We start from the raw sequence: 21076 nt of genomic DNA, 5'->3' as shown, positions 1-21076 counted from the left end.
TTTGAATTTGGCGGTGAGAGAGGGGTTCGAACCCTCGATACACTTTCGCGTATACACACTTTCCAGGCGTGCTCCTTCAGCCACTCAGACACCTCACCGTTTTGTTGCCGATAACGCCTTGCGCTGTCGACGGGCGCTAATGTAGGAGAATCTGATCTCAGCGTCAACCCTCTTATTTCATTCTCATGACTGTTTAGCCAAACTTGCAGCAATTTGCTGATTTACCGAACGATATCCTGACTCTCGGCCGCCGGCGGACAGGGCGGCAGCGAGCAAAATGCGTGAAAGCCGATTGTTTGACTTTTTTCTGTACAGATAGCTCAATATCTCGCCATTGAGGTGAGGTTGTTTGCTGTTATATGCATTAATACTGGATTATTAGTCAGATGTGTCGCTAAATGGAATCATGTCGGCGCGGCGTTTTTGGCAAGGAACATCACGTCGCCGCGCAGATTGCCGGGTGACAGGCCGGCGATACCGCAGACAGGGACAGACTCATTACATAATAATGCAGTAGAGGTTCGTTTTGACTCCTTCAGATGCCATGCCGGCGCCGCAAGCGCGCCATGCCATTCCCCCCGGCGCGGGGGCGCTGTTCTTCATCCAGATCTTCGCCACGCTGGGTTTCGCCGTGCTCTATTCCACGCTGGTGCTGTACGCCACCAAGCGATTGGGTTTCAACGAAAGCAGCGCCAATGCCATGATGGGCGTGTTCGGCGCCTTCAACTATGGCCTGCACATGTTCGGCGGCTATCTCGGCGGCCGTTTCCTCAGCAACCGCAATCTGTTCGTGCTCGGTATGGTGCTGCAGGTGTTCGGCTGCGCGCTGATTGCCGTCGCGGGCGTGTGGGGGTTGTACTGGGGGCTGGCGATGTTCCTGACCGGCAGCGGTCTCAACGTGACCTGCATCAATATGATGCTCACCCAGCGTTTCAAACCGGACGATGATCGGCGCGAATCGGCGTTCCTGTGGAATTACGCCGGCATGAACCTCGGGTTCTTCGTTGGCTTTACCGTGGCCGGGTATTTCCAACTGACGGAAAATTATCGCGCGCTGTTCCTGTTCGCCACGCTGGGCAACGCGGCGGCGATCATCGTCGCCGTCTGTCGCTGGCGCATTCTGGCCGATCTCAATACGCCGCTCCACGACGCCAGCCGCAGCCAATACCGCTGGCGCATGCTGGTCGGGTTGGCGGTGCTGGTGGCGCTGGTGCCGATTATCCGCGTGATGCTGACCCATGCCGAGTTCAGCGGCCATTTCGTGATCGTGCTCGGCGCGCTGATCTTCCTGATGCTGTGCCTCGTGACGCTGCGCCACCATCCGCGCGATGAGCGCCGCAGAATGGCGGCCTATCTGATCCTGGCGCTGGGGTCGCTGGTGTTCTGGGCGCTGTATCAGCTGGCGCCGATGGGGCTGATGCTATTCTCCGAGCACAACATCAATCTGAACGTTTACGGCATTCAGGTAGCGCCGCAGTGGATCCAGAACATCAACACGCTGGTGATCGTGGTGGGCGGCCCGCTGCTGGCCTGGTGGTTCAACCGCCTGCGCGCTCGCGGCTGCAACATCGACATTCCGCTGCAGTTCTCCGGATCGCTGTTTTGCATCGGGCTCGGCATGCTGGTATTGCCGCTGGGCATCAGCATGGCGGGCGGCGACGGGCTGGTGGCGTTTAAATGGATCGTCATCAGCTATGTGCTGCAAAGCGTCGGTGAATTGATGATCTCGCCGATCGGTTACGCGATGATCGGCAAGTTGGCGCCGCCGCGCTATCAGGGCGTGATGATGGGCTGCTGGATGATGGTGACCGGTGTCGCTTCGGTGTTGGCGGGCTACGTATCCGGCTTGATGCCGGAAAACAGCGGCAGTACGCCGCTGCAAACCAATCCCGGCTACAGCGAAATCTTCAGCGCGCTGGGCTGGGGGGCGACGGGCGTCGGCGTGGCGATGCTGATTTTAATTCCGCTGTTGCGGCGTCTTATCCGGCGCGACGGCGCGCCTGCCGCCTGATTTTGCGCACATGCACAACAGCCCCACTGGTCGGGGCTGTTTTTATTTTGGGCTTTAACGCTTGCATCCGGCGATGAATCGCGGAAGGCTGAAGGAAAACCAATAAAAACAAACGGGAGCCTGCAGTATGAACATCATCTATTACCATCCCTTATTTAACGCCCAGGAATGGCTGACCGGCATCAAGCAACGCCTGCCGCAGGCCGAGATCCGCGAATGGCAGCGCGGCGACGAGCGGCCGGCGGATTACGCGCTGGTATGGCGCCCGCCGCACGAGATGTTAGCCAACCGCCGCGATCTGAAAGCGGTGTTCGCCCTCGGCGCCGGCGTCGACGCCATTCTCGATCAGGAGCGCAAACACCCCGGCACGCTGCCCGCCGGCGTGCCGCTGCTGCGGCTGGAGGATACCGGCATGGCGCAGCAGATGCAGGAATATGCGCTGAGCTATGTGCTGCGCTATTTCCGCCGTTTCGACGAGTATCAGGCGTTGCAGCAGCGGCAGGAATGGCAGCCGCTCGATCCGCACTCACTGGATGATTTCACCATCGGCATCCTCGGCGCCGGCGTGCTGGGGCAGAGCGTGGCGCGGAAGCTGACCGAGTTTGGCTTTAGCGTGCGCTGCTGGAGCCGCAGCGCCAAACAGATTGACGGCGTGCAAAGCTTCGCCGGGGAGGCTCAGCGCGCGGCCTTCCTCGACGGCGTCAAACTGCTGATCAACCTGCTGCCCAATACGCCGGAGACCGTTGGCATCCTCAACCGCGAGCTGTTCGCACAGTTGAGCGCGGGCGCCTACCTCATCAACATCGCGCGCGGCGCGCACCTGGTGGAAGCCGATCTGCTGGCGGCGTTGGAACAGGGGCAACTGGCCGCCGCCACGCTGGACGTGTTCGTCCGCGAGCCGCTGCCGCAGGATCACCCGTTCTGGCGTCATCCGCGTGTCACCATTACCCCGCATATTGCTGCCATCACGTTGCCGCAGCAGGCGATGGATCAGATCGCCGCCAACATTCGCGCGCTGGAGACGGGGCATCCCCCTGCCGGCGTGGTCGACAGGCAACGGGGGTACTGATCCTTCAGCCGCCGTTCGGTAACTGATAAGCTGACACCGTCATCGCGCCCGCCCGCACCGCTGCGGGCAGGCCCTCTGGAAGGAGAAACAATGTATCCCGTTGATTTGCATATGCACACCGTCGCCAGCACGCACGCTTACAGCACGCTGCACGATTACATCGCCGAAGCCCGGCAGAAGGGCATCCAGCTGTTCGCCATCACCGATCACGGCCCGGACATGGCCGATGCGCCGCACTACTGGCACTTTATGAACATGCACGTTTGGCCGCGCCGGGTGAACGGCGTGGGCATTTTGCGCGGTATCGAAGCCAACATCAAAAACCTGCAGGGCGATATCGACTGCACCGGCCCGATGCTGACGGCCACCGACGTGATCATCGCCGGTTTCCATGAGCCGGTGTTTGCGCCGCAGGATAAAGCGTCCAATACTGAAGCGATGATCGCCGCAATGGCGCAGGGGGACGTGCATATCATCAGCCACCCCGGCAACCCGCGTTATCCGATCGACATTCCCGCCGTCGCGGCGGCGGCGGCCAAATACGAGGTGGCGCTGGAGCTGAATAACTCGTCGTTCACCCACTCCCGCAAGGGCAGCGAGGCCAACTGTCGGGCGATCGCCGCCGCGGTGCGCGACGCCGGCGGCTGGCTGGCGCTGGGCTCGGATTCGCACGTCGCCTTTTCGCTGGGTAACTTTGAGCACTGCGAGCGCATTATCGAAGAGGTGGGCTTCCCGCAGGAGCGCATTCTCAACGTCAGCCCGCGCCGGCTGCTGGATTTTCTCGAGCGGCGCGGCAAGCCGGCGATTGCGGAATTGGCCGATTTGTGACATCGTCCCGGCAAAATTTTCCGTATTGAATAAGGCTTTATCATGAATGAGTTTTCGATTGTCTGCCGCGTGCTGGGTACGCTGTTCTACCGCCAGCCGCAGGATCCGCTGTTGGTGCCGCTGTTCGCGCTGATTAAAGAGGGCAAGCTGCAGCAGCACTGGCCGCTGGAGCAGGATGACCTGCTGAAGCGCCTGCAGCAGGGCGGCGACGTCAACCAACTGGCGACCGACTTCAATGCGATGTTCGTCGGCAGCGAATGCAGCGTGCCGCCGTTCCGCTCCGACTATGTCGAAGGCGCAAGCGAGGCTGAAGTGCGCGCCTTCCTGCAGCAGCGCGGCATGCCGCTGGCTGAGGCGCCGGCCGACCATTTCGGCCAGCTGCTGCTGGCGGCGTCCTGGCTGGAAGATCAGTCGCAGGAAGATGAAGCGCAGGCGCAGATCGCGCTGTTCGACGAGTTCCTGCTGCCGTGGTGCGGCCGCTTCCTCGGCAAAGTGGAAGCGCACGCCACCACCGGTTTCTACCGCACGCTGGCGCTGATGACCCGCGACGCCCTCCAGGCGATGCGCGACGAGCTGGCCGAGTACGAGCAGGACGATGAAGCGGGCGACGAAAACGCGTAACGCCGCAGCTTATCCAGGCGGGCCGCCCGGCCCGCTAAACACAGGTTTGCATCCCCCAGACGTAAATTGACAAAAGATCCCCTAATCTGGCGGTTTACCGTCGGTTCGGGCGCGCCTGCGCGCCGCGTTTTTTCACGCAAGGGGTAGATGATGAAAAGTAACTGGATGCAGCAGATTCAAACGTTGATCGGGCAGAAGGCCGGCGCGATGGGCGGGGCAGAAGGCATCGGCAAACTGCTGGCGCCCACGGCGCTGGGCGGCCTGGTCGGCGTGCTGTTGGCCAACAAATCTTCGCGCAAGCTGGTGGGTAAGTTCGGCAAGAATGCGCTGATTATCGGCGGCAGCGCGGCGGTGGGCGCGGTGCTGTGGAACAAGTACAAGCAGCGGGTGAAAGAGACCCATCAGGACGAACCGCAGTTCGGTTTGCAAACCACGCCGGTGGATCTGCGCGCCAAGCGTTTGGTGCAGGCGCTGGTGTTCGCCGCCAAAAGCGACGGCCATATCGATGCCGACGAGCAGCGCGCCATCGATCACAGCCTGGCGCAACTGCAGGTGGGGGAAGAGGCGCAGGGCTGGGTGCAGGAAGCGCTCGACCAGCCGCTCAACCCGGCGTTAATCGCCCGCAGCGTGCAAAACGAAGACGAGGCGCTGGAGGTTTATTACCTGAGTTGTCTGGTGATCGACGTCGATCACTTTATGGAGCGCGGCTATCTTGATGCGCTGGCGCAGGCGCTGAAGATCCCGGCGGACGTCAAGCAGGGCATCGAGAGCGACGTCAACGAGAAAAAGCGCGAGCTGGCATAGCGCCGCTTGGCAAGCCGGGGGGAATCGTGTCACTCTTGCCGCAATCTATGTAAGCGGATGATTTAGCAATGATGACCCCACCGAAAGCGGAAAAACGGCCTTATCCCATCACTATCCACGGCGATACGCGCGTGGATGACTACTACTGGCTGCGCGACGATGAGCGCGCAGACCGTCAGGTGCTGGACTACCTGCAGGCGGAGAATGCCTACACCGATGCGATGTTGAAGCCGCAGCAGGCGTTGCGCGAAGCCCTGTACGAAGAGATGGTGGCGCGCATCCCGCAGCAGGAACATTCGGTGCCTTACGTGCGCCACGGCTATCGCTATCAGACGCGCTACGAGCCGGGCAACGAATACGCGATTTATGTGCGCCAGCCGCAGGCCGAGAGCGAGCAGTGGGATGTGCTTATCGACGGCAACCAACGCGCCGAGAACCACGAGTTTTACACCCTGGGCGGGCTGGACGTCAGTCCCGACAATCAGCGTCTGGGGGTGGCGGAGGATTTCCTGTCGCGCCGCCAGTATGACATTCGTTTCAAGAACCTGGCCGACGGCAGCTGGGCCGACGAAGTGCTGGAAAACACCTCCGGCAGCTTCGAGTGGGCCAACGATTCCTCGACGGTGTACTACGTGCGCAAGCACGCCAAGACGCTGTTGCCGTATCAGGTTTATCGCCACGTAGTCGGCAGCGATCCGCAGCAGGACGAGCTGATTTACGAAGAGCAGGACGATACCTTCTACGTCGGGCTGGAGAAGACCACCTCCGAGCGCTTTATTCTGATCCACCTGAGCAGCACCACCACCTCGGAGATCCTGTTGCTGGATGCCGATCGTGCGGACGCCAAACCGCAGCTGTTCGTGCCGCGCCGCAAGGATCACGAGTACGCCATCGATCACTATCACCAGCATTTCTATATCCGCTCTAACAAGGACGGCAAGAACTTCGGCCTGTACCAAAGCGAACAGGCGGACGAAGCGCAGTGGCAGACGCTGATCGCCCCTCGCGCCGACGTGATGCTGGAGGGCTTCAGCCTGTTCCGTGATTGGTTGGTGGTCGAAGAGCGCAATGCCGGCCTGACGCTGCTGCGCCAGATCCACTGGCAAAGCGGCGAAGAGAAGCGCATCGCCTTCGACGATCCGACCTACACCACCTGGCTGGCGTATAACCGGATCCGGAAACCGCGCTGCTGCGCTACGGCTATTCGTCGATGACCACCCCGACCACGCTGTACGAGCTGAACATGGACAGCGGCGAGCGGACGATGCTCAAACAGCAGGAAGTGAAGAATTTCACGCCGGAAAACTACCGCAGCGAGCGGGTGTGGGTGAAGGCGCGCGACGGCGTCGAGGTGCCGGTTTCGCTGGTGTATCGCCAGGACAGCTTCCAGCGCGGCGCCAACCCGCTGATGGTGTATGGCTACGGCTCTTACGGCAGCAGCATGGATCCGGCGTTCAGCGCCAGCCGCCTGAGCCTGCTGGATCGCGGTGTCGTGTTCGCGTTGGCGCACATTCGCGGCGGCGGCGAGCTGGGGCAGCTGTGGTATGAAGACGGCAAGTTGTTCAACAAGCAGAACACCTTCAACGACTTTATCGACGTGACCGAAACGCTGGTCGCCCAGGGGTACGGTGATGGCAAGCGAGTGTTCGCGATGGGCGGCAGCGCGGGCGGCCTGCTGATGGGCGCGGTGATCAACCAGGCGCCGCAGCTGTTCCACGGCGTGGTGGCGCAGGTGCCGTTCGTCGACGTGGTGACCACCATGCTGGATGAGTCCATTCCGCTGACCACCGGCGAATACGACGAGTGGGGCAACCCGAACGAGCAGGCCTATTACGACTACATCAAGCAGTACAGCCCGTACGATCAGGTGAAAGCGCAGGAGTACCCGCATCTGCTGGTGACCACCGGCCTGCACGATTCGCAGGTGCAGTATTGGGAGCCGGCCAAGTGGGTGGCCAAGCTGCGCGAGCTGAAAACCGACGATCGGCAGCTGCTGCTGTATACCGACATGGATGCCGGCCACGGCGGCAAATCCGGCCGCTTCAAGGCCTATGAGGATATTGCGCTGGAGTACGCCTTCATTCTGGCGCTGGCGGAATAACGGCGTGCGGCGGGCGGCCTGAGCCGCCCGCTGTGTTAGCCAATCAGATAGTATTTCAGCGTGTGTTTCATGTCCGGGCTCAGATCGTCGATGGATTTCAGCATCCAGCGCAGATAGCCGGGGTCTTCCTGGGCGATGCGGTCGATCTCCTGCCCGCGATACTTGCCGAACTTGAACTTCTTCAGCAGCACCGGCTGTTCGGTGATCTGCACCATTTGCTCCGGCGTCCAGCCCGAATCCTTGATGATGCGTTGCAGCAGCGCGGCGGTGACGTAGCAGTCATACAGCGCGCGGTGCGGGTACAGCGTGGCGTCTGCCGGCAGCTGCACGTCCAGATTCAGCGCGTAGCGCAGATACTGGTTGCCGTACTTGATGTCCGGATACAGCGTGCGCGCCAGCTTGAGGGTGCAGATCCAGGCGCCGTTCATCTCCGGCAACACCCCGCGATCAAAGGCGGCGTTGTGCGCCACATAGTAGGGGCTGCCCTGATAGCGGCCGATCGCCACCGCAATGCGCGGTTTGCCTTCCACCATCTGTTCGGTGATGTGATGAATCGCCATCGCGTCGAGGCTGATGGGGCGGTCCGGGCTGATCAGGTCGCTCATCGGGTTGGTCAATTGGCCGTCGAGCAGATCGAGGGAGGCCACTTCCACCACGCCGCCGTCCAGCCCGCAGGTCTCGGTATCTATTACGCGTAACGTCATGCTTTCCTCCGCGTTGCCGTCAGGTTTCAGCTTAACCGGCACAGGCGGCCGTGCCAACCGTCGCGGATCCTGTCGGCGATGATAAGACCAGGGGCGTCATCCGGCGCGGCAACCAAAAGCGCTCCCGTTTCATTCCAGATGGCGCTGCGGCCTGCCGGGATCCAGCCTCCGGTCGGCGCCGCATGGTTGGCCATCAGCGTGACCATGCCATAACGACGGGCATAGCCTGCCAGCGCAGCGCTGTCTTTCGCGTAACCGGCTTCAGATACCAGCACGCCGGCGGCATAAATCTGCGCCCCCGCCAGCGCGGCGGCGCTTGCGTGGCCGGGTTGCGAGGTGTCGGCGCAGATAGCCAGCGCGATGCGTTGCCGATGTATTTCCAGCAGCGTGCCGCCATTACCGGGCAAGAACCGTTGTTGTTCCGCGCCGTGCAGATGTTGCTTGGTATAGGCGGCCACCGCGCCGTTGGGGTGAAAGATCAAGGCGGCGATATGCAGCGCCTGGCCGCTGCGCAAGGGCGCGCCGACGATGATCGTCATCTGATGCGATTGCGCCGCCGCAGCGAGCGGTTGCAGACGCGGATCGCCCAGCGTCAGCGCCAGTTCGGCGGCATCGGCCAGCTCATAGCCGCTTAGCGACAGTTCGGGAAAAACCAGCAGTTGCACCTGCTGTTCGGCTGCCTGCGCGACAAATTCAAGGTGACGTTCAAGGTTGCAGGCGATATCGGCCGCAGCGGCGGGGTATTGGGCGGCGGCGAGGGTAAAGCAGGACATTGGCCATCTCTCCAGTGAGGCAATAAAAAACCCGCCTTGGCGGGTTTAATGACGGATGGAAGGACGCTTACTCACCAGACGGATGCGCTTTTTTGGCGCGTTTCTCCGCACGTTTCTCTGCTGGGGTTTTCAACGGCTTCTTCTTCGCATTTTTTTTGCTATCCATTCCCTTACTCATGATGGCCTCTCGTTACCTATGATTGGGTGGCTTGCTCAGCCATTAACCGCCTAAAGCCGACAGGATGCAAGCGACAAAGTGCAAGTAGTATGTAACTGGCTGTTTGCACGTGAAATTTTGTTTTTGGATGACCGGGTGCTTAAAATAATTATTATGTTATAATATTACACCTTTAGGGTTCGGAGAACGCAATGACAGTGATGACATTACCGGATGCGCAGCAACTGCTGGCCATGCCGGATTCTGATTACATGAACTCGGTTCAACGGGCTTTTTTCCGCCAGCTGCTGCAGGATGAGCGGCAAAAACTGCTGTTGCACATCGATGAGCTGAAGAAGGCGATCGACAGCGGCGAAGCGACGGGCGATGAAGCCGACAAGGCGGCGCGCGAAGAAGAGCTGCGCCTGTTGTTCCGCCAGTTGGATCGCGAAAGCCGCCTGCTGCCGAAAATCGATGCGGCGCTGGCGCGGTTGCAGAACGGCGAATACGGCTACTGCCGGGAAACCGGCGAACCCATCGGCTTGGCACGCCTGATGTTGCGCCCGACGGCGGAGCTGAGCATCGAGGCGAAAACCGCACAGGAGATGCGCGAGCCGCATATGCGTAAAGGCGTGTAGGCGTAACAAGGCGTGAACTGATCGGGCCTGTGGGCATTTTGCAGGCGGGTCGTTGCGATTTTGAGCAAACGCGCGCCGAGTTCCCGGCGCGCGTTCGAGTTTTCAGGTTTTACCGTTGACCTGCCGGGCGGCTTCCGCTTTGATGAAAGCATGACTCACAGAGAGACGGAAAGCGCCATGGAACAATTACGAGGTTTGTACCCGCCGTTAGCGGCATACGACAGCGGTTGGCTGGACACTGGGGATGGCCACCGGATCTACTGGGAGCTGAGCGGCAACCCGAACGGTAAACCGGCGGTCTTCATTCATGGCGGGCCGGGCGGCGGCATCTCTGCGCATCATCGCCAGCTGTTCGATCCCGAGCGCTACAAGGTATTGCTGTTCGATCAGCGCGGCTGTGGCCGCTCCCGTCCGCACGCCAGTCTGGATAACAACACCACCTGGCATTTGGTGGCCGATATCGAGCGGCTGCGCGAAATGGCCGGCGTCGAGCAGTGGCTGGTGTTCGGCGGCTCCTGGGGATCTACGTTGGCGCTCGCCTATGCGCAGACCCACCCGGCGCGCGTCAGTGAAATGGTGCTGCGCGGTATCTTTACCCTGCGCAAGCAGGAGCTGCATTGGTATTACCAGGACGGCGCCTCGCGCTTCTTCCCGGACAAGTGGGAGCGCGTGCTGTCCATTCTGTCGGATGACGAGCGCAAAGACGTGATTGCCGCCTATCGGCAGCGGCTGACTTCAGCCGATCCGCAGGTGCAGCTCGAAGCGGCCAAACTGTGGAGCGTGTGGGAAGGGGAAACGGTGACGCTGTTGCCAAGCCGTGAATCCGCTTCGTTCGGCGAGGATGATTTCGCGCTGGCGTTCGCCCGCATTGAAAACCACTACTTCACGCATTTGGGGTTCCTGGAGAGCGATGACCAACTGCTGCGCAACGTGCCGCTGATCCGCCATATCCCGGCGGTGATCGTCCATGGCCGCTATGACATGGCCTGCCAGGTGCAGAACGCCTGGGATCTGGCCAAGGCCTGGCCGGAGGCGGAGCTGCATATCGTGGAAGGGGCGGGGCATTCGTTTGATGAACCGGGCATTTTGCACCAGCTGATGATCGCCACCGACCGATTCGCCGGCAAGTGACACGAAAAACCCGCCGTAACGGCGGGTTTTGTTATTTGGCCTTCGGTTCGTAAGGCAGACGCGAAAACTTGTGGGATTCCGCGCGGTAGTGCGCCACGCGCTCGCGAAAATAGTCGCGCAGCGGCTCCGGCTGCTCGCGCTCCACCACTTCCGGGATCACCGGCATGTTGTAACGCTCTTTGTACGCCACGCCTGAGGCGGCGAGATCCACATTCACCCTGTCCATTTCTTCTTTGGACAACTCGGCCAGATTGTAACCCACCTTATGCTCCTTACTTTGCCGCATTGAATCTGCGCAGAAGGTAATCCACCCGGCGGCGCTTGGCAAGCCCGTTGCGCCGCGGCGGCGGGCGATATTTATCCAAGAGTAATGCAATCTATTTATTCTTTTAAATAAGAATGATTCGCTTTTTGATTAAAATAAAAGATCTAAATAATTCTCATGTTAATTACCAATAACTCCATGATATTTTAACTTATTGATATAATTTGTTTTTGTAATTGATTTGGTTTGAATGTAAATAAGGTGTTTTTATTTTTACGGCGACAGGGCATAATGCGCGGAAATTAAATTCATGACCTGCAAAATAAAAGGAATGATTATGCTGACGCAAGAAATGACTCAAAAGCTGAATGAGCAACTGAATCTGGAGTTCTACTCCGCCAACCTGTATCTGCAGATGAGCGCATGGTGCAGCGACAAAGGCTTTGAAGGCGCCGCCGCATTTCTTAAAGAGCACTCTCAGGAAGAGATGCAGCATATGCAACGTCTGTTCGACTACCTGAGCGACACCGGCTCTCTGCCGCTGCTGGGCACCATCGCGGCCCCGCCGGTGGCGTTTGAGTCGCTGGCGGACGTGTTCGAGCAGACCTACGAACACGAGAAGCTGATCACCCGTCAGATCAACGAGCTGGCGCACGCGGCAATGTCCTCGCACGATTACTCCACCTTCAACTTCCTGCAATGGTACGTGGCGGAGCAGCACGAAGAAGAGAAACTGTTCAAATCCGTGCTGGATAAGCTGGCGCTGGTGGGCACCAGCGGCAAAGGCCTGTTCTTCATCGACAAAGACCTGAAGAAAATGGGCGCGATGGGCCAGGGCGGCAACGGCCAGGCCTGATCCCTGACTGAACATTGAAAAACCGCGCGCGGGGCAAACCCGACGCGCGGTTTTTTTTACCCTGCGTTTATCGCGGTTATGCGGCGATACGTGCTGCCGGATCGCAAAATGCCAGTGATGCGCTCGACTTGCTGAGGCGTGCTCGTTATGATTTACCGCGATACGCTACAGGGATGGTAGAGTCAAAACAGCGGGTTAGCCGATACAACCCGTTTTTCTGTTTACCCGTGGCGCAATCATTTGCGGTGGGTTGGGGCCGCTGATACATCGCCTTGGCTGTGGCCTTAACCCTTATGACCCTCTTTATATTGTTAAGGGATACCACTGTGATCGGTAAAATTCGTTCCTCCTGTCGCCTGCTTTCCACCGTTTTCGTCCTGTTCGTTGGCCTGTCTTCACAGCAAGCCTTGGCGCACGCTCACCTGAAAGTGGAAACGCCGAAGGCCGACGCCAGCGTCAGCCCGGCGCCGAAGGCGCTGACTCTCAGCTTCTCCGAAGGCATCGAGCCGAACTTCAGCGGCGTGAAAATCACCGGCCCGGATAACGCCGTGGTGAAAACCGGCAAGCTGCAGCTCGATCCGAACAACAACACCCAGGTCAACGTGCCGATCGAAGGCGAGCTGAGCGCGGGCAAATACAACGTCAGCTGGCATGTGGTGTCGGTCGACGGGCATAAAACCAAAGGCCAGTACAGCTTCACCGTAAACTGATCGTGAGTTTGGCGACCCTGTTCGTTCTGTGTCGCTTGGTGCACTTTGCGGCGGTGATGCTGATGTTTGGCATCAGTCTGTTCACCGCCTTATTGGCACCGCAGCGCCTTTCCCCGATCCTCTCCCGCGATGTGCGTCCGCTGCTGCTTGCCGGCACCTGGATTGCCGGGCTTTCCGCCGTGGCGCTGCTGGCCATTCAGGCTGGGCAGATGGGTGACGGTTGGCAAGACGCCTGGCGGCTGGAGGTTTGGTGGGCGGTGCTCGGCACCACCTTCGGCGAAGTGTGGCGCTGGCATCTGGGCCTGTCGCTGCTGGCGATCCTGAGCCTGCTGCTACCGGAACGGCCGCGCGCGCAGGCGTTGGCGCTGTGCTCAGCGCTGCTGCTGGTGAGCCTGGCGTTCATCGGCCACGCGGCGATGCACGAAGGCGCGCTGGGCGCGCTGCACCGCGCCAACCATGCGGCGCACCTGCTGGCCGCCGGTTACTGGTTCGGCAGTCTGGCGCCGCTGCTGGTTTGCCTACGCTACCTGCAGCCGCCGCAGTGGCGCAGCGACGCCATCACCACGCTGATCCGTTTCTCGCGCTGGGGGCACCTGGCGGTGGCGGCGGTGATCGTCACCGGCATCGTCAACAGCCTGATCATACTCGGCGGTTGGCCGCTTAATCTCAGCTCGCCTTATCAGCGCCTGCTGCTGATCAAAACCGCGCTGGTGGCGCTGATGGTGATGGTGGCGCTGGCCAATCGCTACGCCATCGTGCCGGCGATGAGCCGCGTACCGGCGCTGGCGCAGCGCGGGGTGGTGCTGGCGTGCTGGCTCGAAGTCGGGCTGGGCATAGCGGTGCTGCTGCTGGTCAGTTTATTTGCAACCTATGCGCCGGTTTGACATTTCAGCTTGCCGCAGGCCGGCAAGCTGCGGGAAAATCGACGCGAATAGCAACCTTAAGGCCATCACATGAAATCGGTATTACTCGGCATTACGCTGCTGGCAACCGCGACCGGCGCGCTGGCGGCAGACAAACTGGTTAACATCACCAAACTGGAGTACGGCAAACAGTGGGCGTTCACCAAGGAAGAGGTGACGCTGCAGTGCCGCAGCGGCGGCGCGCTGTTCGTGCTGAATAACAGCACCCTGATGCAATACCCGCTCAACGACGCGGCGGAGCAGCAGGTGAAGAAGGGCCATCAGCGCGCGCAGCCGCTGGACGTGATCCTGCTGGACGATCCCGCTGAACCGGGGAAGAAAATGAGCATGGCGCCGTTTATCGAACGCGCCGAGAAGCTGTGCGCTGACTAACCGCTTGTTTGCCAACGCCTTGCCCAGCGCGCGCAGATTGATGCGCATTTGCCGCATAGTTATTTCGTCACGAAACTATCACGCGGCCACCGGGCGGCTGGCAAAACTGGCGCGGTAGGCTACTCTTAAAGTGCACGGCTGAACAAGCCCTGCATTAAATGCCAACTTTTAGCGCACGGCTCTCTCCCAAGAGCCATTTCCCTAGACCGAATATAGGAATCGTATTCGGTCTTTTTTTGAGTTTTTGATTTTGAAGGATTTATTTTCGTTTGTCCGAAAATGTCCGAAATATGTCCGAATTTTGATATTCGGTCTTTTACAGCATCACGTACTCTTTCCCCCTCGTTTTGAGATATTTCAGCGTCATCATTTCCGTTGTATGCCCCAGCAGCTTTTGCGCAAAGTCTTTCCCTCTTTCCTTATACAGCCGGCCAACCAAACTGCGGATCTCGTGAAAGGTCGGCGGACTTTCCTCGAACGACAAATCTGAAGCCTTTCGAGCAGCAACAAATTTTTTCGTTATCCCGTCGGGATGGATCGAACCATCTGGGCTATTTTTCCTGATGCCTGCGCTGATCATGAAGTCTGTCGTGCTGACCAATCGGCATCGGTCGATAACGGTGCCAAGCCGCAGGCCCATACATTTCAGTTCAAGATCAAGTGGGAGGGAGAGCAAAGCCCCCGTTTTGCCTTGTTCAACCTGCAGGCGTCCGTCAACGATATGGTTAAAGTGCATTTGTGTCAGATCCTCGCGGCGTTGGCCGGAGATCAGCGCGAGATCCATCGCCAGGCAGAACCACGGCGGCATTGTCTCCGCGGCCTTTCGACGGCAACGCCCGACACGGTCGATTTCGTTACGAACAAGCTCAAGCTGGGGGCGGTTGTCATTGGCGAGTTTAAGCGCGCCCGGAATCCCGGACTGCACCGCAAATTTTTCTCACTCCTGAATCTCGGTTTGAATACTGGACGCCGACTGGCGGCGCAGTATCAACGTTTGAGCGTCAATTCCTCCGCGGGTATATCAATCGCCTGGCGCGCCATGTTGACGATGCTAGCGTGTTCTATGCGCCGGCGGACGAATACCTGCAGCTGGTGACCAAGAAGCGCGCCGAACGGCTGACGATTGCAAAATCCTTCCACGCTTTCCGCCGATGGGTAACCGTCGAAGCGGGGCATTATGACCTTTTTGAACTCCCCGACGGTTCGACCCTGCGCGAGCCGCGATCGATCTCATTCTCAAAAATGGACGACCTCGAATTTAACGACCTGTACCAGGCAGCGCTTAACGTGCTGTGGACCTTCATCTTAAACAAATCCTTCCCAACCATCGCCGAGGCAGAGAACGCCGCGGCTCAGCTTCTGGATTATGCAGCATGAGCAAACTGACAGACGAGGCCCGCGGTCGTGATTGCCAAATCAGGATCCCCGGCATCTGTAACCGAAACCCCGAAACAACTGTCGCCGCACATTACCGGCTGACCGGCACCTGCGGCACGGTAATAAAGCCAGACGACACACAGGCAGCGTGGGCCTGCAGCGCCTGTCACAATGAAGTAGACCGCCGCACGCGTCTTATCGCCGCGAACGGCGCCAGACTGATGCACGCCGAAGGCGTCAAGTGCACGCAAAAAATTTTGAGAAAGGAAGGAAAGCTATGAAATTGGACATATACGAAGTGCTGTCCCGTTGGGGAGTGTGGGCGCGAGAAAGTAGTAGCATTAATTATTCGCCAATCGCTGCAGGTTTTAAGGGGCTACTACCTCATCCGCCCAATGGTAAGCTGTCTTGCTGCAATGATGACGGGTTGGTAATCGATGGATGTGTGGCCAGGCTGAAGCAGTACAAGTCGGGCGAGTACGACCTGGTGATTGCGCACCATGTTTACGGAGTTTCTTTGCGCAAGATTGCTAAGATGCGTAAGTGCTCCGACGGTACTGTGCGAAAAGAGATACAAACTGCTGAAGGGTTTATCGGCAGGATCTTGGCTATTTTAGATGTAAAGATTAATATGGATATTTGATGTCTGATTAAAGCTAATTCTAAGAGTTTAGATCAAACCTCTCTAAAAATAGCTCTTTTATCCTTAAAGGAATAAATAAGGAGTTTAGAAAAGAGAATGAAGTAAAGAACGTAATGCCATACTCAAGAGATGATTTTACATGAGTTTGGTACTTGAATGTTTCATGATTTCCCTTTGAAATAAGATAATATAAGAAAATCATAACAAGAACCATAAAGTATATGAAAAATAGTGAGTAGTACCTGTAGAATCTAGTTGTAAATCGATCTTTTTGGTTCTTTTTCTCAGATTCAGACAAGCCATCCAATATAGATGCAGTGTCGCTTGTCATTGTTATAACTAGTAATAGAAAGCCTGTTAGAACGGAGAATACATTAGCCACAAGGTTAAGGGCGTCTGTATTACCAACCAATGTCTTACTGAAAAGTAATGAAAAGACAGCAGATATGATGAAGAAAATAAAGGTGAGACCTACTGCGATGTAATCAACTTTTCCTACCCCTGAGCTCATGATCTCACCTCTGCATCCAATTAAATTGTCGAATTATAACACGTTGGCTTTGAAATGCGAAAGTATTTCGTTTGCGCACTTGGCTGTTATAGTCTTGGAGCCATAAGGGAATGTGTAATAAATTTTATGAAGTTTAATTTTATCACCAGTTATTTTACTCCCCTTTTTAGTCTCGATGTAAAAATCACCATCAAGCTCATTCACCCAAATCTGAGGGGTTTGTTCAATAGAGTTTGCAATCTCAGGATTACCATTTCCAGCTATTCTGATGTTACCATATACACCTTTATTTCCAACTTTGGGAACCTTATTCGCAATTCTTGTGAAAAAACTGTCTTTTGTCGTAGTCTTCGATGAGTGAATAACAGTATTTATATGCAATGCTTTAAATCCTTCATCTTGTAAACTAGAGACTACTTGAGAGTCTAATACTGGTGTTGGAGTTACGTAGATGCCTAACTGTTCAAAAAATAGATGTAGTTTATTTTCAGGCCAAGTGAATGAAATTTGCAGTATGACACGTATGTAATTTTTATTTATAAGCATAAAGTAATGACAAGTATCGTAATTATCTACATCAATTAAGTCACCAGTGTTATTTTGAATTTTTGGTGTGATGGATACACTTTCCTTAGGGTTGTATACTGTTACATGGCAAAAACACTCATTAGATGTATATGTAATCTCTCTAATTCGAATTTTTTTTGTTCCTGAGATAGAAAAGTCCGCATTCACCTTAAATTTAGAGTTGCTTTTGAGCTGATCGAAAAGTTTGTTTTTAGAGGTATGGTTCACCTCAAAGGCTCTTACGATGGATTTTTTTGTATAGTTGCCTTCTTTACTTTCTCTAAAATTCATATTGAATCCTTATGAACGACAATACAATGCTGTTTGTTTGACTTGAAATAATTTCAAATGTAACTAATAAAAATTAAATTAATGCAGGTAAATTCAGTGCTAGTTATCTACCTAGAGCAATATTACAAAATAACTAACGCGCACGCAAAAGCTGTTGTAACGTGATAAGTGTGGTTACGTAGTCTAGTCGCTTACCCAATTAAAAACCTCGTTCCGGCGGAGTTTTTTCGTTTCGCCTCTTTGCCAAAACATTCGATCACTGCGCATTTATCCTGTCATCGAGTGTCTAATGCAGGCGACTAAACCATTCCTATCACCGGTACCGGGACAGATCCCCGGAAGGCGAAGAGTATGAATATGGATAAATACAGCTCCCAGCTCTCGTATTGGGTTGCTTCACTGTTGGCCGCAGCTGGTGCCATGACATTGCAAGATTGGGCTGTCTTGGCAGCTATAAAGCGATGAGCGAGTGATGCCATGAACCCACAATTGAGAAATAAAATCGTCGCTGCCATAACCGGTGGTGGCGGGGCGATTGCGATTGCCACTGCAATGCTCGGCGGCCATGATGGGTTGAGGGGCGGTGGTATGTGTTCTATCGCGACGTCGTCGGCGTTCTGACGGTCTGCGATGAACATACCGGCGCCGATATTATTCCCGGCAAGCGATACAGCGACGCAGAATGTGACGCGCTTTTGAAATCTGACCTGCAGAAAGTCGCACGGATTGTCGATCCCGCGATCAAGGTGAAAACCACGTAAACTCAGCGCGCCGCTATTTACTCGTTCTCGTACAACGTTGGACGTATGCGTTTATCGGCTCCACGATGCTGAAAAAATTGAATGCCGATGACCCGGCCGGCGTGTGCGGTGAACTGAAGCGCTGGAAGTATGCCGGCGGCAAAGAGTGGAAAGGGCTGAGCACCCGGCGTGAAGTCGAAAACACCGTCTGCACCCGGAACCAATCATGAACGGCTGGATGAACAAGATCGCCAGCGGCAGCCTGGCGCTTCTGTTGCTGTGGCTATCTGACTTGGCGGTTACAACTCGCTTTTGTCGCACCGGTTGCAGTTGGCACACCAACAGGCTGCAGAACAGCAGAAGACGCTGGCACAACAGGCCGGGCTGATAGCTACGCTGCAGACGCAAGATGCGCAGAATCGCGCGCTGAAGGCGATGCAGCAGCTGCGCCAGCAGCACGACACCGCCCAAAGGAAATACCGTGAAGCGATTAAAAACTGTTGCTGATAAGACCCTGCCAGCAGTCACGGATTTAAACGCGATAATCGCACCTGATGAATACTTCCAGAACGTGACCAGCAACGCCACATTAACCCTAAACTACCCAGAGGTTGTGGCTGCGCGCTAAAGTGTTTCGATCAGAGGTGATGTTGGTGCGTGCTGCCAGGTGTATATGCCGTACAACTCGACGGTTGAACACCGGCGCTACGTATTCGGCGACCCGCTGATGTTCTCTACATGGAAGGCTCATTGATGAATCATGGCCGGCACTCATCGGTCTGATAACATCAATAACCTCGTAGCTTTTTGATGAGGGTGTCGCCGAGCCAGCAAATGATACAAAATATTGCTATTGTCGATAAAATGGCAACGACGCGCTGAGTTATCGTATCGAAGCTAAAGAAAAAATAGATACACAATAAAAAACCAATTCCTCCGATTAACTGATAGAAAAATTCAAAGAAAAAAGAGAGTATGCGGATATGGATGCTATCTTTTCTCATTTCATTTTTTCCTCAATGTTTTGCAGCAATCTATTAAACTCTGCATCACCTTGGTTTTTACGTACAGCCAAAGCTTCTATGAATGGATCAACATAGGGTTGAACTAAAAAGTATATAAAGTCCAAATTCCCGGCACTTCTAAGCTTGTAGTAAACGGCACTATGCATACGTTCGAGACCGATTGATTTGTATATGCTTCGTTCTATCATTCCGCCAGCCATCAGCGTGAAGCTTGTAGCAACGCCTGCACCTCGGGTAATCATGGCCGCACCACCTGCTGATATGATGCTATTCACTATTCTGGATGAAATCAGAGAGGTGGTAAGCATTCTGCCGGTGGATGCGGAGCCTACGGCTCTAAATATTTTGTCTTGCGTCTCTTGTGGGATGTACGCGGTGAATGCATCGATGATGATTTTAGTCGTCCTGATAACTTGATGATAGTTCAATAAACCGGACTTTATTGCCCGCATCATGCGAATGCGTTCGTCTTCCATCTTGCGACGATTGCTTGTGTCAAAAATGCCCAGAGCTAGATAGCCAAAATCGACAGGCACAGACATTGCGCCGTCAAGCAGCCCCACAACTGTTTCTGGGGAGACAATGACTTTTACTATCCGTTCCACTATCTCTGTGTTGTTCACTTCCATCCCTCGAAATTTTTATGGTTGTAACATAACGGACGTGGGGAGATGTTTCAATGCTTGGCCAGTGTGGCCGCCAGAGCGAAAATTACACTTTTGATCTGGCGATTACATCCCAACCCGATCTCCATTCCCCCCAACCGCACCTATCGCTAATTTGGCTGCACCAAAAGTCATTACGTCATCTATGGCGCTGATAAGCTTCGTCCATTGCTCCCATCAACGGTTTCGAGAGTGTCATTATGGGAAATATCCCGGCATCAGGCGCTATAAAAGGTAACCCGCAGTGAACGAGCAACTGAGTCAATAAAGATGATGTTGCCCGGCTATCTCGAGGCGTGGCGTGAGGGGGCCTTACCCTCTGACTGGGAGCAGGTGGCTAATCCTGAAGTGATCGCCGTCCTGTTGGCGGAGTGGGAGGCGCTCAGCGAGTTGGCCTCTCGGTTCGACTCCGCCACTGAAACACGCGCCGACGCCACCGCGTTTTGGCATGCGCGCGCCGAGCTGATGGCGCAGCGCAATCGTGATCTTATGGCCCAACTGGCGACGCCAATCCGTTTGCCCAGCGCACGGGGGGCCTTTTTTGGCTATGTGAAAACGGCCGTGATGGACGCCAGGCAGGTTAAGGCGGCGATTCGCGATGCCGGTTTTATCGTTGCGGGCGGCGCCCCCAATAAGAACACGGCTTAACGCGGTTTCTTATCAAATTTCTCGGCAAAAAAGAACCGCAGCAATTTATGGGTCCACAGCAGGATGGCGCCGACCACCACCAGCGAGACGACGAAATGCGACAGATTTTTAGGCGCGGCGTAGCCGTGGGTAAAGGAGACCCCCGCGCCGCTGAGCAGCAGGGTGGCGATCCAGAAGCCGAGCAGCAGGCATAAGGTACGAAACAGTTTAAACATGGTTATCACCCAAAATACGGAAAGCACCGACCGAACGGAAAGGGCTCAGCCGGGGCTTTGATTAATTAAAACCGCTTAGCGCGAACAGGTATTGCCGCCTTTATTGCTATTGCAGTTGCTGCCGCTGTTTTTGTTGCCGCCTTTCCCCATGCCGACGTTGCCGCCGCCTTTGCTGCCTTCCTTGAAGCAGCCGCCGTTGAGCGCGCCCACCGCCAGGCCGCCAAGGCCGCCCAGAGAACCGGTGATCACGCCGTTAACGCAATCCGGCGAGGTGTGCTTGCCGTAGAATCCCTGATTGGATGACCCGCCCCCGTTCTTGTTGCCGCCGTTGTTGTTGACGCGGCCATTGCTGCCGCGGTTGTCGGCAAAGTTACCGGCGCCGGCGATCAGGTGAAAGTGTTTGGCATCGATCTCTTGCATAAAATTCCCTC

21 protein-coding genes, 1 tRNA gene and 5 pseudogenes are annotated in these 21076 nt (G+C 56.2%); 18 read left to right on the top strand and 9 right to left on the bottom strand.

From position 1 onward, the window contains the following. Nucleotides 1-8: 8 nt before the first annotated feature. Nucleotides 9-98 (bottom strand) — tRNA-Ser (locus ITX55_RS04415). 446 nt (nt 99-544) lie between these two features. Between ITX55_RS04415 and ITX55_RS04410 the strand changes: the two genes are divergently transcribed. The 6 genes and pseudogenes from ITX55_RS04410 to ITX55_RS04385 all read left to right on the top strand — a co-directional run bounded on the left by ITX55_RS04410 (nt 545) and on the right by ITX55_RS04385 (nt 7434). Next, nucleotides 545-2011 (top strand): peptide MFS transporter, encoded by a 1467-nt coding sequence (locus tag ITX55_RS04410; RefSeq protein ID WP_089191548.1) that lies wholly within the window; start codon nt 545-547, stop codon nt 2009-2011. A gap of 127 nt (nt 2012-2138) precedes the next feature. Then, the gene (gene ghrA / locus ITX55_RS04405) at nt 2139-3080 is read left to right on the top strand and encodes a glyoxylate/hydroxypyruvate reductase GhrA (RefSeq protein ID WP_089191549.1); all 942 of its coding nucleotides are present in this window, start codon (nt 2139-2141) and stop codon (nt 3078-3080) included. 90 nt (nt 3081-3170) lie between these two features. Beyond that, nucleotides 3171-3908, top strand: coding sequence for a phosphatase (locus ITX55_RS04400; protein ID WP_033642709.1), 738 nt, complete (start codon nt 3171-3173; stop codon nt 3906-3908). 42 nt (nt 3909-3950) lie between these two features. Next, on the top strand, nt 3951-4529 hold the full coding sequence (locus tag ITX55_RS04395; protein ID WP_089191550.1) for a molecular chaperone: 579 nt from the start codon (nt 3951-3953) through the stop codon (nt 4527-4529). Nucleotides 4530-4679: 150 nt separating this feature from the next. Next, the gene (locus ITX55_RS04390) at nt 4680-5333 is read left to right on the top strand and encodes a tellurite resistance TerB family protein (protein WP_033642711.1); all 654 of its coding nucleotides are present in this window, start codon (nt 4680-4682) and stop codon (nt 5331-5333) included. A gap of 68 nt (nt 5334-5401) precedes the next feature. Beyond that, nucleotides 5402-7434 (top strand): annotated as a pseudogene (locus ITX55_RS04385) (S9 family peptidase). 35 nt (nt 7435-7469) lie between these two features. Here ITX55_RS04385 and exoX read toward each other — a convergent pair. Next, on the bottom strand, nt 7470-8138 hold the full coding sequence (gene exoX, locus ITX55_RS04380; protein WP_033644251.1) for an exodeoxyribonuclease X: 669 nt from the start codon (nt 8136-8138) through the stop codon (nt 7470-7472). A gap of 26 nt (nt 8139-8164) precedes the next feature. Next, nucleotides 8165-8911: a carbon-nitrogen hydrolase family protein gene (locus ITX55_RS04375; protein ID WP_089191552.1), complete on the bottom strand. Its 747-nt coding sequence runs from the start codon at nt 8909-8911 to the stop codon at nt 8165-8167. 369 nt (nt 8912-9280) lie between these two features. Between ITX55_RS04375 and dksA the strand changes: the two genes are divergently transcribed. Beyond that, entirely contained in the window at nt 9281-9706 is a 426-nt protein-coding gene (gene dksA / locus ITX55_RS04370) for an RNA polymerase-binding protein DksA (protein ID WP_033652008.1), read from the top strand. 177 nt (nt 9707-9883) lie between these two features. After that, a complete protein-coding gene (gene pip / locus ITX55_RS04365) occupies nt 9884-10837 on the top strand; it encodes a prolyl aminopeptidase (protein ID WP_089192588.1) in 954 nt (317 codons plus the stop codon). Between the two features lie 31 nt (nt 10838-10868). Here the strand turns inward: pip and ITX55_RS04360 are convergent, their stop codons facing one another. Next, the gene (locus ITX55_RS04360) at nt 10869-11099 is read right to left on the bottom strand and encodes a DNA polymerase III subunit theta (RefSeq protein WP_033642715.1); all 231 of its coding nucleotides are present in this window, start codon (nt 11097-11099) and stop codon (nt 10869-10871) included. Nucleotides 11100-11439: 340 nt separating this feature from the next. Here ITX55_RS04360 and ftnA point away from each other — a divergent pair, with 340 nt between their 5' ends. From ftnA to ITX55_RS04340, 4 genes are all read left to right on the top strand, one after another. Then, nucleotides 11440-11958, top strand: coding sequence for a non-heme ferritin (gene ftnA / locus ITX55_RS04355; protein WP_033642716.1), 519 nt, complete (start codon nt 11440-11442; stop codon nt 11956-11958). Between the two features lie 326 nt (nt 11959-12284). Next, nucleotides 12285-12668: a CopC domain-containing protein YobA gene (yobA, locus tag ITX55_RS04350; protein WP_004940886.1), complete on the top strand. Its 384-nt coding sequence runs from the start codon at nt 12285-12287 to the stop codon at nt 12666-12668. 2 nt (nt 12669-12670) lie between these two features. Beyond that, a complete protein-coding gene (gene copD, locus ITX55_RS04345) occupies nt 12671-13552 on the top strand; it encodes a copper homeostasis membrane protein CopD (RefSeq protein ID WP_164120395.1) in 882 nt (293 codons plus the stop codon). A gap of 69 nt (nt 13553-13621) precedes the next feature. Then, nucleotides 13622-13963 (top strand): YebY family protein, encoded by a 342-nt coding sequence (locus ITX55_RS04340; protein ID WP_016928154.1) that lies wholly within the window; start codon nt 13622-13624, stop codon nt 13961-13963. 316 nt (nt 13964-14279) lie between these two features. On the opposite strand, the pseudogene ITX55_RS04335 reads toward ITX55_RS04340, so the two are convergent. Continuing rightward, a pseudogene (locus ITX55_RS04335) lies at nt 14280-14840 on the bottom strand (tyrosine-type recombinase/integrase); the annotation flags it as partial. Between ITX55_RS04335 and ITX55_RS04330 the strand changes: the two are divergent. From ITX55_RS04330 to ITX55_RS04320, 3 genes and pseudogenes are all read left to right on the top strand, one after another. Then, nucleotides 14742-15340: pseudogene (locus tag ITX55_RS04330) on the top strand (DUF1367 family protein). The pseudogenes ITX55_RS04335 and ITX55_RS04330 overlap by 99 nt on opposite strands. Beyond that, nucleotides 15337-15621 carry a DUF1364 domain-containing protein gene (locus tag ITX55_RS04325; RefSeq protein ID WP_108680504.1) on the top strand — a complete coding sequence of 95 codons (285 nt, stop codon included), beginning with the start codon at nt 15337-15339 and terminating at the stop codon, nt 15619-15621. Before ITX55_RS04330 ends, ITX55_RS04325 begins: the two are co-directional and overlap by 4 nt. Then, nucleotides 15618-15983: an antiterminator Q family protein gene (locus ITX55_RS04320; RefSeq protein ID WP_108680506.1), complete on the top strand. Its 366-nt coding sequence runs from the start codon at nt 15618-15620 to the stop codon at nt 15981-15983. The genes ITX55_RS04325 and ITX55_RS04320 overlap by 4 nt, the downstream gene beginning before the upstream one ends. 544 nt (nt 15984-16527) lie before the next feature. Here the strand turns inward: ITX55_RS04320 and ITX55_RS04315 are convergent. After that, the gene (locus ITX55_RS04315) at nt 16528-17352 is read right to left on the bottom strand and encodes a hypothetical protein (protein ID WP_159085275.1); all 825 of its coding nucleotides are present in this window, start codon (nt 17350-17352) and stop codon (nt 16528-16530) included. Between the two features lie 477 nt (nt 17353-17829). On the opposite strand from ITX55_RS04315, the pseudogene ITX55_RS04310 reads away from it, so the two are divergent. Both ITX55_RS04310 and ITX55_RS04305 read left to right on the top strand, forming a co-directional pair. Continuing rightward, nucleotides 17830-18322, top strand: a pseudogene (locus ITX55_RS04310) (lysozyme). Then, nucleotides 18319-18590: pseudogene (locus tag ITX55_RS04305) on the top strand (hypothetical protein); the annotation flags it as partial. The pseudogenes ITX55_RS04310 and ITX55_RS04305, both read left to right, overlap by 4 nt. Before the next feature lie 502 nt (nt 18591-19092). Here ITX55_RS04305 and ITX55_RS04300 read toward each other — a convergent pair. Beyond that, complete coding sequence (locus tag ITX55_RS04300; RefSeq protein WP_147837902.1) at nt 19093-19746, bottom strand: hypothetical protein; 654 nt, start codon at nt 19744-19746, stop codon at nt 19093-19095. 306 nt (nt 19747-20052) lie between these two features. On the opposite strand from ITX55_RS04300, the gene ITX55_RS04295 reads away from it, so the two are divergent. Continuing rightward, the gene (locus tag ITX55_RS04295) at nt 20053-20430 is read left to right on the top strand and encodes a hypothetical protein (protein ID WP_108680512.1); all 378 of its coding nucleotides are present in this window, start codon (nt 20053-20055) and stop codon (nt 20428-20430) included. Here ITX55_RS04295 and ITX55_RS04290 read toward each other — a convergent pair. Continuing rightward, a complete protein-coding gene (locus tag ITX55_RS04290) occupies nt 20427-20645 on the bottom strand; it encodes a hypothetical protein (RefSeq protein ID WP_108680514.1) in 219 nt (72 codons plus the stop codon). The genes ITX55_RS04295 and ITX55_RS04290 overlap by 4 nt on opposite strands. Before the next feature lie 75 nt (nt 20646-20720). Continuing rightward, complete coding sequence (locus ITX55_RS04285; protein WP_033642719.1) at nt 20721-21065, bottom strand: hypothetical protein; 345 nt, start codon at nt 21063-21065, stop codon at nt 20721-20723. Nucleotides 21066-21076: the final 11 nt, after the last annotated feature.

It is taken from the genome of Serratia sp. EWG9, assembly GCF_019913725.1.
Classification (GTDB): Bacteria; Pseudomonadota; Gammaproteobacteria; order Enterobacterales; family Enterobacteriaceae; genus Serratia; species Serratia ureilytica.
Note: the sequence above shows the minus strand (reverse complement) of the source record. Positions and strands in the feature narration are given on the sequence as shown.

Coding starts and splice junctions, on each gene's coding strand:
- ITX55_RS04410 (WP_089191548.1), top strand. CDS start 545: ATGCCGGCGCCGCAAGCGCGCCATGCCATTCCCCCCGGCGCGGGGGCG.
- ghrA (WP_089191549.1), top strand. CDS start 2,139: ATGAACATCATCTATTACCATCCCTTATTTAACGCCCAGGAATGGCTG.
- ITX55_RS04400 (WP_033642709.1), top strand. CDS start 3,171: ATGTATCCCGTTGATTTGCATATGCACACCGTCGCCAGCACGCACGCT.
- ITX55_RS04395 (WP_089191550.1), top strand. CDS start 3,951: ATGAATGAGTTTTCGATTGTCTGCCGCGTGCTGGGTACGCTGTTCTAC.
- ITX55_RS04390 (WP_033642711.1), top strand. CDS start 4,680: ATGAAAAGTAACTGGATGCAGCAGATTCAAACGTTGATCGGGCAGAAG.
- exoX (WP_033644251.1), bottom strand. CDS start 8,138: ATGACGTTACGCGTAATAGATACCGAGACCTGCGGGCTGGACGGCGGC.
- ITX55_RS04375 (WP_089191552.1), bottom strand. CDS start 8,911: ATGTCCTGCTTTACCCTCGCCGCCGCCCAATACCCCGCCGCTGCGGCC.
- dksA (WP_033652008.1), top strand. CDS start 9,281: ATGACAGTGATGACATTACCGGATGCGCAGCAACTGCTGGCCATGCCG.
- pip (WP_089192588.1), top strand. CDS start 9,884: ATGGAACAATTACGAGGTTTGTACCCGCCGTTAGCGGCATACGACAGC.
- ftnA (WP_033642716.1), top strand. CDS start 11,440: ATGCTGACGCAAGAAATGACTCAAAAGCTGAATGAGCAACTGAATCTG.
- ITX55_RS04340 (WP_016928154.1), top strand. CDS start 13,622: ATGAAATCGGTATTACTCGGCATTACGCTGCTGGCAACCGCGACCGGC.
- ITX55_RS04325 (WP_108680504.1), top strand. CDS start 15,337: ATGAGCAAACTGACAGACGAGGCCCGCGGTCGTGATTGCCAAATCAGG.
- ITX55_RS04320 (WP_108680506.1), top strand. CDS start 15,618: ATGAAATTGGACATATACGAAGTGCTGTCCCGTTGGGGAGTGTGGGCG.
- ITX55_RS04315 (WP_159085275.1), bottom strand. CDS start 17,352: ATGAATTTTAGAGAAAGTAAAGAAGGCAACTATACAAAAAAATCCATC.
- ITX55_RS04300 (WP_147837902.1), bottom strand. CDS start 19,746: ATGGAAGTGAACAACACAGAGATAGTGGAACGGATAGTAAAAGTCATT.
- ITX55_RS04295 (WP_108680512.1), top strand. CDS start 20,053: ATGATGTTGCCCGGCTATCTCGAGGCGTGGCGTGAGGGGGCCTTACCC.
- ITX55_RS04290 (WP_108680514.1), bottom strand. CDS start 20,645: ATGTTTAAACTGTTTCGTACCTTATGCCTGCTGCTCGGCTTCTGGATC.
- ITX55_RS04285 (WP_033642719.1), bottom strand. CDS start 21,065: ATGCAAGAGATCGATGCCAAACACTTTCACCTGATCGCCGGCGCCGGT.